General features: G+C 75.5%; 16 protein-coding genes. 8 read left to right on the forward strand and 8 right to left on the reverse strand.

From position 1 onward, the window contains the following. Positions 1 to 97: 97 nt before the first annotated feature. The 5 genes from menE (at position 98) to F1544_RS16865 (ending at position 3,702) form a co-directional block, all read left to right on the forward strand. Entirely contained in the window at positions 98 to 1,327 is a 1,230-nt protein-coding gene (menE, locus tag F1544_RS16845; protein WP_167587300.1) for an o-succinylbenzoate--CoA ligase, read from the forward strand. 44 nt (positions 1,328 to 1,371) lie between these two features. Next, positions 1,372 to 1,632, forward strand: coding sequence for a PLDc N-terminal domain-containing protein (locus F1544_RS16850; RefSeq protein WP_167587285.1), 261 nt, complete (start codon positions 1,372 to 1,374; stop codon positions 1,630 to 1,632). 62 nt (positions 1,633 to 1,694) lie between these two features. Next, positions 1,695 to 2,618: a 1,4-dihydroxy-2-naphthoate polyprenyltransferase gene (locus F1544_RS16855; RefSeq protein ID WP_308470137.1), complete on the forward strand. Its 924-nt coding sequence runs from the start codon at positions 1,695 to 1,697 to the stop codon at positions 2,616 to 2,618. After that, a complete protein-coding gene (locus F1544_RS16860) occupies positions 2,615 to 3,346 on the forward strand; it encodes a glutamine amidotransferase (protein WP_167587286.1) in 732 nt (243 codons plus the stop codon). Before F1544_RS16855 ends, F1544_RS16860 begins: the two co-directional genes overlap by 4 nt. A gap of 47 nt (positions 3,347 to 3,393) precedes the next feature. Beyond that, the gene (locus F1544_RS16865) at positions 3,394 to 3,702 is read left to right on the forward strand and encodes a hypothetical protein (RefSeq protein ID WP_167587287.1); all 309 of its coding nucleotides are present in this window, start codon (positions 3,394 to 3,396) and stop codon (positions 3,700 to 3,702) included. 30 nt (positions 3,703 to 3,732) lie between these two features. Here F1544_RS16865 and F1544_RS16870 read toward each other — a convergent pair whose 3' ends face one another. From F1544_RS16870 to hemL, 7 genes are read right to left on the reverse strand one after another with little or no spacing between them, the layout of a single operon-like run. Beyond that, positions 3,733 to 4,011, reverse strand: coding sequence for a DUF4229 domain-containing protein (locus tag F1544_RS16870; protein WP_167587288.1), 279 nt, complete (start codon positions 4,009 to 4,011; stop codon positions 3,733 to 3,735). Between the two features lie 3 nt (positions 4,012 to 4,014). Then, complete coding sequence (ccsB, locus tag F1544_RS16875; RefSeq protein ID WP_308470138.1) at positions 4,015 to 5,013, reverse strand: c-type cytochrome biogenesis protein CcsB; 999 nt, start codon at positions 5,011 to 5,013, stop codon at positions 4,015 to 4,017. Beyond that, positions 5,010 to 6,785, reverse strand: a complete 1,776-nt coding sequence (gene resB, locus F1544_RS16880) for a cytochrome c biogenesis protein ResB (RefSeq protein ID WP_167587289.1) — start codon at positions 6,783 to 6,785, stop codon at positions 5,010 to 5,012. The genes ccsB and resB overlap by 4 nt, the downstream gene beginning before the upstream one ends. Next, complete coding sequence (locus F1544_RS16885) at positions 6,785 to 7,528, reverse strand: cytochrome c biogenesis CcdA family protein (RefSeq protein WP_308470139.1); 744 nt, start codon at positions 7,526 to 7,528, stop codon at positions 6,785 to 6,787. Before F1544_RS16885 ends, resB begins: the two co-directional genes overlap by 1 nt. Then, complete coding sequence (locus tag F1544_RS16890; protein ID WP_167587290.1) at positions 7,525 to 8,103, reverse strand: TlpA family protein disulfide reductase; 579 nt, start codon at positions 8,101 to 8,103, stop codon at positions 7,525 to 7,527. Before F1544_RS16890 ends, F1544_RS16885 begins: the two co-directional genes overlap by 4 nt. 1 nt (position 8,104) lies before the next feature. Then, entirely contained in the window at positions 8,105 to 8,746 is a 642-nt protein-coding gene (locus tag F1544_RS16895; protein ID WP_167587291.1) for a histidine phosphatase family protein, read from the reverse strand. Then, positions 8,743 to 10,089, reverse strand: coding sequence for a glutamate-1-semialdehyde 2,1-aminomutase (gene hemL, locus F1544_RS16900; protein ID WP_167587292.1), 1,347 nt, complete (start codon positions 10,087 to 10,089; stop codon positions 8,743 to 8,745). The genes F1544_RS16895 and hemL overlap by 4 nt, the downstream gene beginning before the upstream one ends. Before the next feature lie 219 nt (positions 10,090 to 10,308). On the opposite strand from hemL, the gene F1544_RS16905 reads away from it, so the two are divergent. After that, positions 10,309 to 10,587 (forward strand): hypothetical protein, encoded by a 279-nt coding sequence (locus F1544_RS16905; RefSeq protein WP_167587293.1) that lies wholly within the window; start codon positions 10,309 to 10,311, stop codon positions 10,585 to 10,587. 51 nt (positions 10,588 to 10,638) lie between these two features. Here the strand turns inward: F1544_RS16905 and F1544_RS16910 are convergent, their stop codons facing one another. Further along, positions 10,639 to 10,815, reverse strand: a complete 177-nt coding sequence (locus tag F1544_RS16910) for a CsbD family protein (protein ID WP_167587294.1) — start codon at positions 10,813 to 10,815, stop codon at positions 10,639 to 10,641. A gap of 119 nt (positions 10,816 to 10,934) precedes the next feature. Between F1544_RS16910 and F1544_RS16915 the strand changes: the two genes are divergently transcribed. Both F1544_RS16915 and F1544_RS16920 read left to right on the forward strand, forming a co-directional pair. Next, positions 10,935 to 11,756 (forward strand): MBL fold metallo-hydrolase, encoded by an 822-nt coding sequence (locus F1544_RS16915; RefSeq protein WP_167587295.1) that lies wholly within the window; start codon positions 10,935 to 10,937, stop codon positions 11,754 to 11,756. Positions 11,757 to 11,804: 48 nt separating this feature from the next. Next, positions 11,805 to 12,476, forward strand: a complete 672-nt coding sequence (locus F1544_RS16920; protein WP_167587296.1) for a TetR/AcrR family transcriptional regulator — start codon at positions 11,805 to 11,807, stop codon at positions 12,474 to 12,476. Positions 12,477 to 12,709: the final 233 nt, after the last annotated feature.

Below are 12,709 nucleotides of genomic sequence, written 5' to 3' on the forward strand. Positions count from 1 at the left end.
CTCCGCGTAGTCACTCCAGCACCGTCAGTTTCTCACGCGGGTGGGAGGGACGGGCGCCGCGCGGCCGCCGTAGCGTGGCGGCGTGGTCGCCCGACGGATGCTCCGCCCGCTGCCGGTGCCCGCGGGCGAGGCGGTCCTGGGCGTCCTGCCGCAGCTCGCGCGGGCGCTGGCCGGGCGGGGCGACGCCCTGCTCCCCCACGCCGCGGGCAGCGCACCCCCCGCGGCGCTGGCGCCCGGGACCCCCCTGGCCGACGGCGAGGACGCCGAGGACGACCCCACCGCGGTGGTCGTCGCGACGTCGGGCTCCACCGGCACCGCCAAGGGGGCCCTCCTGCCCGCGGGCGCGCTGCGCGCCTCCGCCGCGGCGACGGCCCACCGGCTGCTGCCCGGCGGGCCCGCACCGGGGGCGAGCGGCGAGCAGTGGGTCCTGGCCCTGCCGGCCCAGCACGTCGCCGGCCTGCAGGTGCTCCTGCGCTCCGTGCGGGCGGGCACCGAGCCGGTCGTCGTCGACCTGAGCGGGGGCTTCACGCCCGCCGCCTTCGTCGCGGCCGCCGCGGCCTGCACGGGCGGGCACCGCCTGGTGTCCCTCGTGCCGACGCAGCTCGTGCGCCTGCTCGACGCGGGCGAGGAGGCGACGGCGGCCCTGGCGGGCTTCGCGGCCGTCCTCGTGGGCGCCGCGGCCACGCCCCCGGCGCTGCTCGAGCGGGCCCGCGCCGCGGGGGTCGCCGTGCGCACCACGTACGGCTCGTCGGAGACCTGCGGCGGCTGCGTCTACGACGGCCTGCCCCTCGACGGCGTCCGGGTGGGCCTCGAGGGCGACCGGCTCACGATCGCGGGGGACGTCGTCGCCCGCGGCTACCGGGGGCGGCCCGGCGACCCGGCGTTCGACCTGCCGGCCGGCGGGCCGCGCCGCTTCCGCACGGACGACGCCGCCGTCCTCGCCGACGGGCTCGTCCGCGTCACGGGCCGCCTCGACGACCTCGTCACCACGGGCGGGCTGAAGGTGGCCCCGGCGCTCGTCGAGGCGGCGCTGGCCGGGGACCCGGGTGTCGCGGAGGTCGTCGTCGTCGGCGTGCCGGACGCGCAGTGGGGCGAGCGGGTCGTCGCCTGCGTGGTCCCGGCCCCCGGCGGGCCCGTCCCCGACCTGCTCCGGCTGCGCGCCCTCGTCACCGCGCGGGTCGCCGCGGCCGCGGCCCCGCGCCAGCTCGTGCTGCTCGACGCGCTGCCCCTGCGCGGCCCGGGCAAGCCGGACCGCCGGCGGCTGCGCGAGCTGGCTCAGGGGAACGACGCTGCTCAGGGGAACGACGGGGACCGCCCGGTCGTCTAGGGGGTGACGGCACGAGGCGGTGCCGGCGGAGGAGGTCGTTCGAGGTGCGCAGCGCACTGCCCGTGGTCCTGGTCATCGCCCTGACCGTCTACTGCCTCGTCAACTGCCTGCAGGCCGAGGACGGGGCGGTCCGCACCCTGCCGAAGTGGGCGTGGGTCCTGCTCGTGGTGGTCCTCCCGCTGGTCGGCGGCGTCGCGTACCTCCTGGCCGGGCGCCCCCTGCCGAGCACCGGCGGCCCCGGCCGGGCCCGGAACCGGCCCCCGCAGGGCCCCGACGACGACGACGACTTCCTCCGCCGGCTCTGAGACGGCCGACCGGGTGACCCCGCGCGTGCACCGCCGGTCGCCGCGGGGCAGGCTGGACCCTCGTGGCCGAACCGTCTGAACCCCTCGTGCACCTGCCCTCGGCACCCCCGCGGCGCCACGCGTCCCCGGGCCAGTGGGTCTCGGCCGCCCGGCCCCGCACCCTGCCGGCCGCCGTCACGCCCGTCCTCGTGGGCACGGGGGCCGCCGCGGCCGCGGGAGGCGTGCGCTGGAGCACCGCGCTGCTCGCGCTCGTCGTGTCCCTCGCGCTGCAGGTCGGCGTGAACTACGCCAACGACTACTCCGACGGCGTCCGCGGCACCGACGACGACCGCGTCGGTCCCTTCCGCCTCGTCGGCTCCGGGTCGGCGGAACCCCGCACGGTGCGCGACGCGGCCTTCGCCTGCTTCGCCGTCGCGGGCCTCGCCGGGCTGGCCGTCACCGCCCTGACCGGCGCCTGGTGGCTGCTGCTCGTGGGCGCGGCCGCCGTCGCCGCCGCCTGGTACTACACGGGCGGCAAGCGGCCCTACGGCTACGCCGGCCTCGGCGAGCTCTTCGTCTTCGTGTTCTTCGGCCTCGTCGCGGTGATGGGCACGACGTTCGTGCAGACCGGCCGGATCACGGGCGAGTCGTTCGCGGGCGCCCTCTGCGTGGGCTTCCTGGCCTGCGCGATCCTCGTCGCCAACAACCTGCGGGACGTCCCCACCGACGCGGCCGTCGGCAAGCGCACCCTGGCCGTGCGGATCGGCGAGCACCGCAGCCGGCTGCTCTACGCGGCCCTGGTCGCGGGCGGCTTCGTCGCGGCCCTGGCGACCGCACCCTGGCACCCGTGGGTGCTGCTGGTCCTGCTCGCCGGGGTGCTGGCGCAGCGGCCGCTGCGGACCGTCCTGGGCGGCGCCGGCGGCCGCGACCTCATCCCGGTCCTGCAGCAGACGGGCCTCCTGGAGCTCCTGACGGGGGCCCTGCTCGCGCTCGGCCTGGCGCTGTGAAGCCGTTCCTGCTGCTGGCCACCCGCGCCGACGACGACGTCGCGGACGCGGAGCACGCCGCCGTGCTGCGCTGCGGGGGTCTCGACGAGGGCGACCTGGTGCGCGTCCGGCTGGAGCGCGAGCCGATGCCGGACCTCGACGTGGACGCGTACTCGGGGATCGTCGTCGGCGGCAGCCCCTTCTGCACGAGCGATCCCGAGGAGGAGAAGACGCCCACCCAGGTGCGCGTCGAGCGGGAGCTCTCCACCCTGCTGGACCGCGTGGTCGAGCAGGACGTGCCCTTCCTCGGCGCCTGCTACGGCGTCGGGACGCTGGGCGTGCACCAGGGCGGGGTGGTCGACCGCACCTACGGCGAGCCGATCAGCGCGGTGCCCGTGACGCTCACCGACGCGGGCCGGGCCGACCCCCTCCTGGACGGCCTGCCGGACACGTTCTCGGCGTTCGTCGGCCACAAGGAGGCGCTGACGGTGCCCCCGCCGCACGCCGTCGTCCTGGCGCGGTCCGCGACGTGCCCCGTGCAGGTGTTCCGCGTCGGGGAGAACTGCTACGCCACCCAGTTCCACCCCGAGCTCGACCTCGACGGCATCGTCCAGCGCGTGAACGCCTACCGCGACGAGGGCTACTTCCCCGTCGAGGAGCACCAGCAGGTCCTGGCCGACCTGCGCCGCACCCGCGTCGAGGTCGCGCACCGGGTGCTGCGGAACTTCGTGGACCGCTACCGCCGCTGAGGCCCGGCGGGCGACCCGTACGGTGTGCGCCATGACCAGGTGCACGCGTGAGTGACGTCGACGTCCGGGCCGACGGGGAGCACCGCTACCTCGCCGCCATCACGACCGCCGCGGGGCGGCGCACCGAGCACGTCGTGGCGTCGGACCCGCAGCTCCTGGAGGAGCTGCGGATGACCGCCGCGGAGGAGCCCTTCCTCGTCCGGCAGGTCGTCGACCTGCTGGCGCGCGCGGCCGACGCGGGTGAGCAGGACGGCTCGGGCGCCACGGTCCCCGAGGTCATCGACCTGCGCGAGCTCGACCGCGAGCGCCCCGACCTGCTGGCGAGCCTGCCGCTGCGCGAGGGCACGCTGCCCTGACGGTCGGTCCCTGACCGCGGGACCGCCGGGCTAGCGGTCCTCGGCCTCGTTGTCGTCGTCGAGGCCCCGGCGGAAGCCCGAGCGGGCCGCCGGGCCCTGGGCCTTGTCGATGCGGCCGTCGATGCGCCGCTGCAGCGCGGCCGCCATCTCCTCGCGCTGGCGGCGCAGCAGGAGCAGCGAGACGAGCACGGAGACGACCGCGGCGATCAGCAGGCCCAGCCAGCTCTTGGCCCCGAGGGCGTTGGCGAGCACCAGGCACAGGGCGAAGATGCCGAGGCGCAGGACGGTGTACCGCATGGCGACGCCCACGGCTCAGACCCCCGCGTAGGAGTGCAGGCCGGGGAAGAAGATGTTCACCACGAGGTAGTTGAACAGGATGCAGCCGAACGCGAGGCACGCCAGGTAGGCGGCGCGGCGGCCGTCCCAGCCGCGCGTGGAGCGGGCGTGCAGGTAGCAGGCGTAGACGACCCAGATGATGAACGTCCACACCTCCTTGGAGTCCCAGTTCCAGTAGCGGTTCCAGGCGACCTGGGCCCACACGGCGCCGGCGATGAGGGTGAACGTCCACATGACGAACCCGACGGCCTGCAGCCGGAACGCGGTGCGCTCCAGCTCGACCGAGGCGGGCAGGGCGTCCATGAAGGCGCCGCCGCGCACGTCGCCGCCCGCGGCGCGGCGCTTCTCGCGCCGCTCCTGCACGAGCTGCAGCACGACCGCGGAGAACCCGATGGTGGACAGTGCCGTCGCGAGGATCGCGACGAAGACGTGGATGATCAGCCAGTAGCTGTCGAGCGCGGGGACGAGCTGGGCCGCGTCGACGTAGAAGGTGCGCAGCGCGATCCCGAGGGTCGCGAGGACCGGGGCCGTGACGAACAGCCCGAGGTAGCGGACGTCGCGCCCGCCCCCGAGGCCGGCGCGCCGGGCGCGGACGACCGCGATCAGGTAGGCGATCGCCACGACGCAGGTGCCCGTGAGCGCGAACTCGTACATGTTGCCCCAGGGCACCCGGTGCACCGAGACGCCGCGGGCGACCACGGAGCCGACGTGCAGCAGGGCGGCCAGGACGAACAGCGAGGTGCCCACGGCGGCCGCGCGGCGGCGGCGCGGCGGGGCCTCGGGACGCGTCTTCGTCAGCACGGGCGACCCGCCCGCGGCGGCGGCCGCGGCCTCGCGGCGCGCCCCGGCGCTGCGGATCTCCTTGCCGCCGTCGGCCAGGTCGGCGGCGTAGCCGATCATCGACCCCAGGTAGGCGGTCATCGCCGAGTAGAGCAGGACGTTGCTCAGCCCCGCGATGTTCTCGTCGATGCTCACGAGCCCTCCTCAGGCGTGCGTCCGGTTCCTGCGTCCACGTGCTCCCTCTCCCCATCGTCCCTCACGGGGACGCTCCCCGCCGCCGCCCCGGCCGTCGCGGCCTGCACCGCGGCGAGGACGCCCTCGACCTCCTCGCGCAGCCCGGCGTCGTTGCCGCGGGCCAGCCCGGCGACCTCGAGGCGGCTGGCGCCCGGGTCCCCGTCGACAGCCCGCACCCGGACCCAGACCCGGCGGCGCGGCACGAACAGCGACAGGATCAGGCCCGTCGCGGCCAGCAGCGCGAAGACGAGCGCCTCGCGCTGACCGGGCGTGTGCCGCACGTCGAAGGACGCGAAGCGCTCGACCGAGTCGAAGGTCACCGTGCCGAGGCCGTCGGGCAGCTCCAGCGACTGCCCCGGCACCAGCCGGATCGCGAAGGGACGGCCCTCGCCGTCGCTCACCTGCGTGAGCCGGCTGTCGTCGAGCTCGTACACGTTCTGGGCCACGCCGTCGTCGAGGCCGAGGTCGCCCGTGAACGCCACCATGATCAGCAGCGGGTTCGCCAGGTCGGGGAAGCCCGAGACGGGCGTGCCCGACGCGTCGACCGTGGCCGACGGCAGGAACACCCCGCGCAGGCCGACCTGGACCGGCTCGCCCGCCGCGTCGGTGGCGTCCGGCAGCTTCACGACGCCCGTCGAGTCGTAGTTCGCGGTCTGCGGCAGGAACGGCACGGGCCCCGACTTCACGACCGCGCCGGAGCCGTCCCGGTAGGTGATGACGGGCGCGTAGCCGTTGCCGGACAGCGAGATCTGCGTGCCGTCCAGCTCGGCCGGGTGGTTGACCTTGATGGTCTCCTTCCGCACCGGCTCACCCGGGGCGTCGGAGATGCTGACGTCCGCCGCGAACTGGCGGGGCTCGCCGATCTGCGTCGTCTGCTGCGCCTCGAAGGCGACGTCCATCCGGTCAAGCGTCAGCGAGAACGGCGGGACGTCGTCGGCCGAGGCCCACACGCCGCCGGAGAAGCTGTCCCACGAGCCGACCGTGCCGACCAGGCCCGAGCCGACCGTGACGAGGCGCTGACCCGAGTAGGAGAACAGCGACCCCGCGGCGACGGCGAGCAGCAGCCCGACCAGCGACAGGTGGAACAGCAGGTTGCCCGTCTCGCGGTGGTGCCCTCGCTCGGCCGCGACGGAACCCCCGCCGGCCTCGGCGTGCACGTCGAGGCGGAAGCGGCGCTTGCGCAGCGCGGCCCGCGCCGCCTCGAGCGTCTGCTCGGGGCTCGCCGCGACCTCGGCCTCGGCGTGCTCGGGCAGGCGGGACAGCCGGGTGGGGGTGCGCGGCGGGCGGGCCCGCAGCGCGGCGAGGTGCACGCGCGCGCGGGGCAGGACGCAGCCCACGAGGGAGATGAACAGCAGCAGGTAGATCGCGGAGAACCAGGCGGAGGAGTAGACGTGGAAGCCCTGCAGGCGCTCCACCCACGGCCCGGCCGTCGGGTGGTCGGCGATCCACGTCGCCACCCCGGAGGGGTTGTTGTTCTCCTGCGGGAAGGTCGAGCCGGGGACCGCGGCGACGGCCAGCAGCATGAGCAGGAACAGCGCCGTCCGCATGCTCGTGAGCTGGCGCCAGCAGTAGCGCAGGAACTCCAGCGGGGCCAGCGGCGCGGCCCCGCCGGCGGCCGCGGGGCGGGTGGGCGGGGCCGGCGGCTGGCCGTCGGAGCTCTGACCGTCGGAGGTCTGACCGTCGCGGTAGCCGTCGCGCAGGTCGTCGAGGTGGGTGCCGTCTGTGCGCGCCATCAGAGCACCGGCTCGAAGCCGCTGATCGGGCCCTGCAGCAGCCGGGTGGCGGCGGTGAAGGCTCCGGTGACGAGCAGGACGCCGATGACGATCAGGAGGACGCCTCCGAAGCGGTTGATGGCGACGCGGTGGCGGCGCAGGACGGCCAGCACGCGCATGCCGCGCGAGAACCCCAGCGCGAGCAGGACGAACGGGACGCCGAGGCCCAGGCAGTAGGCGATCGCCAGCCCCGTGGAGCGGCTGCTGCTGGCGCTGGAGAACCCGAGCGCGACGATCGCGGAGAAGATCGGCCCGATGCAGGGCGTCCAGCCGAGGCCGAACACCATGCCGAGCACGGGCGCGCCGAGCAGCCCCGCGCGCGGGCGCCAGCGGACCTTGACCTCGCGCTGCGCCCACAGCGGCGCGGCGAGCACGACGGCGCCCATGGCCAGGACGAAGACGCCCAGGACCCGCTGCAGCGTGCGGCTGTTGACGTCGAGCGCGGCCCCGACGCTGCCCGCGGTGAAGCTGACGAGGACGAACACCGCGGAGAACCCGATGACGAACAGCGACGCGCCCGCGACCATCCGGCTGCGGCGCTGCCCCTCGAGGTCGCCGCTGAGGCCCGTCACGTAGCCGAGGAAGCCGGGCACCAGCGGCAGGACGCACGGGGACAGGAAGGACACGAGCCCGGCGAGGACGGCGATCGGCACCGCGAGGGCCAGCGGCCCCGCGACGACGGTCTGCATCAGGTCGCCCGTCACGCGGGCGTCCCGGTGTCCAGCGCCCCGTCGATGAGCTCGCCGAGGATGGTCGCGGTGATCTCGCCGGCGTACTGGGCCGCGACCTTGCCGTCGGCGTCCAGGACGACCGTGGTGGGGGTGGCGCGCGGGGCGACGCCACGCAGCGCGAGCAGCGCCGAGCCGTCGTCGTCCAGCAGCGACGGGTAGGTCACGCCGTGGGTCTTCTGGAACGCCACCACGCGGTCGGCGTCGTCGCGGCCCGTGTTGATCCCGACGAAGGAGGCGCGCCCGGCGTACTCCTGCGCGACCTGCTCCAGCGCGGGCGCCTCGGTGCGGCACGGGGCGCAGTCGGCGAACCAGAGGTTCAGCACGACGGGCTTGCCGCGCAGGGTGCTCAGGTCGACCGTCGTGCCCTCGGCGGTCGTCCCGGACAGGGTGATCGTGGTCGTGCGCTCGGCCGCGGGGATCTCGGAGTAGCTGCCGTCACCCTCGACGTAGCCGACCGTCGAGCTCGCGGGCAGGCCGTCGCCGCCGCTGCAGCCGGCCAGCAGGGCCGTCGCCGCGACGGCGGCCACCGCGAGGGAGCGCACGCGCACGTCAGGCTCCCGGGACGGGGTCGGCGCCGACGAGCAGGTCGGCGCAGGGCTCCTGGTAGGACACGGCGACGAGGTGGCGGCCCGCGAACTCCAGCGACGTGACCGACGCCAGCGCGCACTGCCGCCGCCGCGGGTCGTGCCACAGCGGGCGCTCTTCGGCGCGCAGCCGCGTGACCCACACCGGCAGCTGGTGGCTGACCAGGACGCTCTCGCGGCCCGGGAAGGTGTCGCGGGCGTCGCGCACGGTCGCGCTCACGCGGGCGACCTGGTCCTCGTAGGGCTCGCCCCAGCTGGGGCGGAACGGGTTGCGGAAGCGCGGCCACACGCGCGGGTCGCGCAGCGACCCGCGGCCGGCGGCGATGTGGGCGCCCTCGAAGTCGTTGCCGGCCTCGATGATCCGCGGCTCGGTGCCCAGCGGCAGGCCCAGGGCCTCCGCGATGGGCGTCGCCGTCTCCTGCGCGCGCAGCAGCGGCGAGGCCGTCACCGAGGCCACGTCGCGGCCGGAGAAGTGCAGGCCCAGGCGCGCGGCCATGGCGTACCCGCGCTCGGACAGGTGGAAGCCGGGCAGCCGGCCGTACAGGACCCGGTCGGGGTTGAAGACCTCGCCGTGGCGGACGAGGTGCACCACGGTGCGGGCGCTCACAGCGTCCCGCTCCCCTGCGCGGCCGCGCGGGCCGCGTGCGGCAGCGCGTCGAGGATCCGGTCCACGGCGGCGTCGTCGTGGCTGGCGGAGAGGAACCAGGCCTCGAACGCGCTGGGCGGCAGGTGCACGCCGCGGTCCAGCATCGCGTGGAAGAAGGCGCGGAAGGCGCCGAGGTCCTGCTGCCGGGCCTGGTCGTAGTCGTGGACCTCGTCCAGGCCGGTGAAGAAGAGGCTGAACATGCTGCCCGCCGTGTTCACGACGTGCGCCACGCCCGCCTCGGCGAGGGCCGCGCTGGCCGCGTCGCGCACGACGGCGGCCGTGCGGTCCACGGCCGCGTAGACCTCGGGCGTGCACAGCCGCAGCGTGGTGAGCCCCGCGGCGGTCGCGACGGGGTTCCCCGACAGCGTCCCGGCCTGGTAGACGGGCCCGGCGGGCGCCAGGTGCGCCATGACGTCGGCGCGGCCGCCGAAGGCCGCGGCCGGGAAGCCGCCGCCCATGACCTTGCCGAAGGTCAGGAGGTCCGGGGCGTGTTCCGCACCGAGGCCCTCGTAGCCGTACCAGCCGGCCGCGGAGACGCGGAAGCCCGTCATGACCTCGTCGGAGACCATCAGGGCGCCGTGCTCGCGCGTGAGCCGGCGCAGCTCGGCGGTGAAGCCCGGGTCGGGGCGCACGACGCCCATGTTGCCCGCGGCCGCCTCGGTGATGACGCACGCGATCCGGTCGCCGTGGGCCGCGAAGACCTCCGCGAGCGCCGCCGGGTCGTTGTAGGGCAGGACGATCGTGTCGGCGGCCGAGGCACCCGTGACGCCCGGGGTGTCGGGCAGCGAGAAGGTCGCGAGCCCGGAGCCGGCCGCGGCCAGCAGCGCGTCGACGTGGCCGTGGTAGTGACCGGCGAACTTCACGATCACGGGGCGGCCGGTGAAGCCGCGGGCGAGCCGGATGGCGCTCATGGTCGCCTCGGTGCCGGAGCTCACGAGGCGCAGCTGCTCGACGGGCTCGACGCGCGCGACGATCTCCTCCGCGAGCAGCACCTCCCGCTCGGTCGGGGTGCCGTAGGAGAAGCCCTGCTGCGCGGCCGCGGTGACCGCCTCGAGGACCTCGGGGTGCGCGTGGCCGAGGATCATCGGCCCCCACGAGCACAGCAGGTCCACGTACTCGTTGCCGTCCACGTCCGTCAGGTACGGCCCGCGGGCGCTCGCGACGAAGCGCGGGGTGCCGCCGACGGCGCGGAAGGCGCGCACCGGGGAGTTCACGCCACCCGGGATGACCCGGCCGGCCCGCTCGAACAGGGCCTGTGAGGTCGCTGGGGCGGTCGCCGAGGGGACGGGAGGGGACGCGGTCACGACGTCCAGTGTCGCAAGTCCCGGGCCGTGCGCGCGCCCCAGGGGGTCTACGACAGCCTGTCGTGACAGACCTCACGGCCCGCCCGGGCGGCCTGTCGTCCCCGGCGCGCCGCGGACGTGCGCGAACCCCTGTGCAGCGGGGCCCCGAGCCTCCACACTGCAGGCGTCCCGGACCCCCGTCCGGGGCGCCCACGCACCACCACCAGGCCGGAGCACCTCATGAGCGACCTGCACTCCGCACCCATCGTGTCCGGGATCGGCTACGTCGTCGACGACGTCGCCGGCACCCCTCCCCGGGCCTTCGAGGACTTCACCGGCGAGGTCTCCTTCCACGTCAGCCGCGGCGAGCACCAGCACGACGTCGTCGGGGTCGGCGAGCTGTCCGAGGGCGGCGCGACGGTCCACGAGAAGATGGGCGACGCGGGCGGCAAGGACGTGCGCACGTGGCGCGTCACGTCCGCCGACGGCACCTTCTCCGCGGAGCACGTGCTCCTGTGACGCGACGAGGGGCCGGCCCCGCGGTGCGGAACCGGCCCCTCGACGAGCGGATCAGTGGTCCTGGACGTCGTCCTTGACCTTCTCGACGTGCTGACGGGCCTCGCCCATCGACTGGTCCTTGTGACCCTGCGCGGTCAGCTCGGCGTCGTCGGTCTTCTTGCCGACGGCCTCCTCGGCCTTCCCCACGGTCTGCTGGACGACGTTCTTGGCCTTGTCTGCGATGGACATGCCCGCTCCTTCTCGACGGTCGACGCCGGTGACCCGGCCCCCGCACCGTAGGCACGCTCGGCGATCACCGCGCGGTGAGATCACCCCCGGCCCGCGCCCGCCCCCCTAGCCTGCTGCGCGTGAGCCCCCTCGACCTCGACGTCACGTGGCACTCCGGCACGTCGGGCGGGCCGGAGCCGGCGTTCCAGGTCCACCGGGCCGACGAGGCCACCGTGGTCCTGCGGCAGAGCATCACGACGCACTTCGAGGCCCCGTTCCTCTACCTCCTGCTCGGCGCCGAGCGCGCGCTGCTGCTCGACACCGGGGCCACCGCGGACCTGGAGGCGCGTCCGCTGCGGGCCCTGGTCGACGCGCTCGTGGCCGCGTGGCTGGAGCAGCACCCGCACCCCGGCCACGGCCTCGTCGTCGCGCACACCCACGCCCACGGCGACCACGTCGCGGGCGACGGGCAGTTCGCCGACCGCCCGGACACGGTCGTCGTGGGCCACGACGTCGCCGCGGTGCACGCGTTCTTCGGCCTCGGCGCCGACGGGGCGGGCGGTCACCTCGACCTCGGCGGCCGGATCCTCGACGTCGTGGCGATCCCGGGCCACCACGAGACGTCGATCGCGGTGCACGACGCGGCCACCCGGGCGGTCCTGACGGGCGACACGGTCTACCCCGGCCGCCTCTACGTGGACGACTTCCCGGCGTTCACGCGGTCGCTGTCGCTGCTGCAGGACCTGGTGCGCAGGACGGGCGCCGAGCACCTGCTCGGCGCGCACGTGGAGATGTCGGACGTGCCGGGCGTGGACCACCCGCGGGGTTCGACGCGGCACGACGGGGAGGCCCCGCTGCCCATGACGCCGGCGCAGCTGGACGCCGTCGCGGCCGCGGCGGCGAGCACCGGAGGCGTTGCGGGGCAGCACGTCTTCGACGACGTCGCGATCTGGATCGACTGACCGCCGCGGGACGTCACCCGGATGCCGTCCGCGACCGCTTGACGCGGGATGCGCACCCGCATCCTCGACGCGGCCCTGCGGCTCCTGGTCGAGGGGGGACGTGACGCGGTCTCGACCCGGGCCGTCACCTCCGCCGTCGGGATCCAGGCGCCGACGCTCTACCGGATCTTCGGCGACAAGCTGGGCCTCCTCGACGCCGTCGCGGCGCACGGCTTCGCCGAGCACCTCTCCGGCTGGCAGGGCTGGCAACCGGGGGCGGACCCGATCGACGCCCTGCGCCAGGGCTGGGACATGCACGTCCAGTGGGGCGTCGAGAACCCGCAGCTCTACTCGATCGCCTACGGCGGTGGCCGTCCGGGGTTCAACTCCCCTGCGGGACAGGCCATCGACGCCATCCTGCGCACGCTCATCGACCAGGCGGCCCTCGCCGGATACCTCGGTCTGCCGAACGCCGACGCCGTGAACGTGCTCCGCGCGGTCGGTTCCGGAGTGGTGTTCACCCTCATCGCCCTGCCGGAGGACGCCCGCGACGCGCGCCTGTCCGAGCGCGGCCTGGAAGCGGTGCTGTCGACGATCCTGGCGAAGACCCCCGCGTCCGCGCGCCGGAAGCGCTCGGGGGCGGCGATGCAGCTCAAGGCCGACCTCGAGACGACGACGGTGCTGACCCCCCACGAACGGGCGCTGTTCGGTGACTGGCTCGACCGCCTGGCCGGTGCCTGACCGGTCGGCTCGGGAGCTGCCGCTCCATGGACGAGGCCCGGTGGTTCTCACCGTCCTGACCTGACGCGTCGGCCGGCGCGCTCCCCGGGGGCGGGCCCGCGGCGAGGTTGCGCCGCGCTCCGTCGCCCGCCGGGCCGGCGTCCTGTGCCTCACCGCCAGGCGACGCGCGTTCGCGGCAGGGCGGTGCCCCCTCGCGCGGTGGCCTCGGCGCACGCGGCCGCGACGGCCACCGC

Origin of the sequence: Kineococcus rubinsiae, from assembly GCF_011839805.1 — a bacterium.
In the GTDB taxonomy this organism is placed as follows: domain Bacteria; phylum Actinomycetota; class Actinomycetes; order Actinomycetales; family Kineococcaceae; genus Kineococcus; species Kineococcus rubinsiae.

Bases quoted from the DNA above. Each gene is read 5' to 3' on its own strand.
- menE (WP_167587300.1), top strand. From the start codon at position 98: ATGCTCCGCCCGCTGCCGGTGCCCGCGGGCGAGGCGGTCCTGGGCGTC.
- resB (WP_167587289.1), bottom strand. From the start codon at position 6,785: ATGGCGCGCACAGACGGCACCCACCTCGACGACCTGCGCGACGGCTAC.
- F1544_RS16905 (WP_167587293.1), top strand. From the start codon at position 10,309: ATGAGCGACCTGCACTCCGCACCCATCGTGTCCGGGATCGGCTACGTC.
- F1544_RS16910 (WP_167587294.1), bottom strand. From the start codon at position 10,815: ATGTCCATCGCAGACAAGGCCAAGAACGTCGTCCAGCAGACCGTGGGG.
- F1544_RS16920 (WP_167587296.1), top strand. From the start codon at position 11,805: ATGCGCACCCGCATCCTCGACGCGGCCCTGCGGCTCCTGGTCGAGGGG.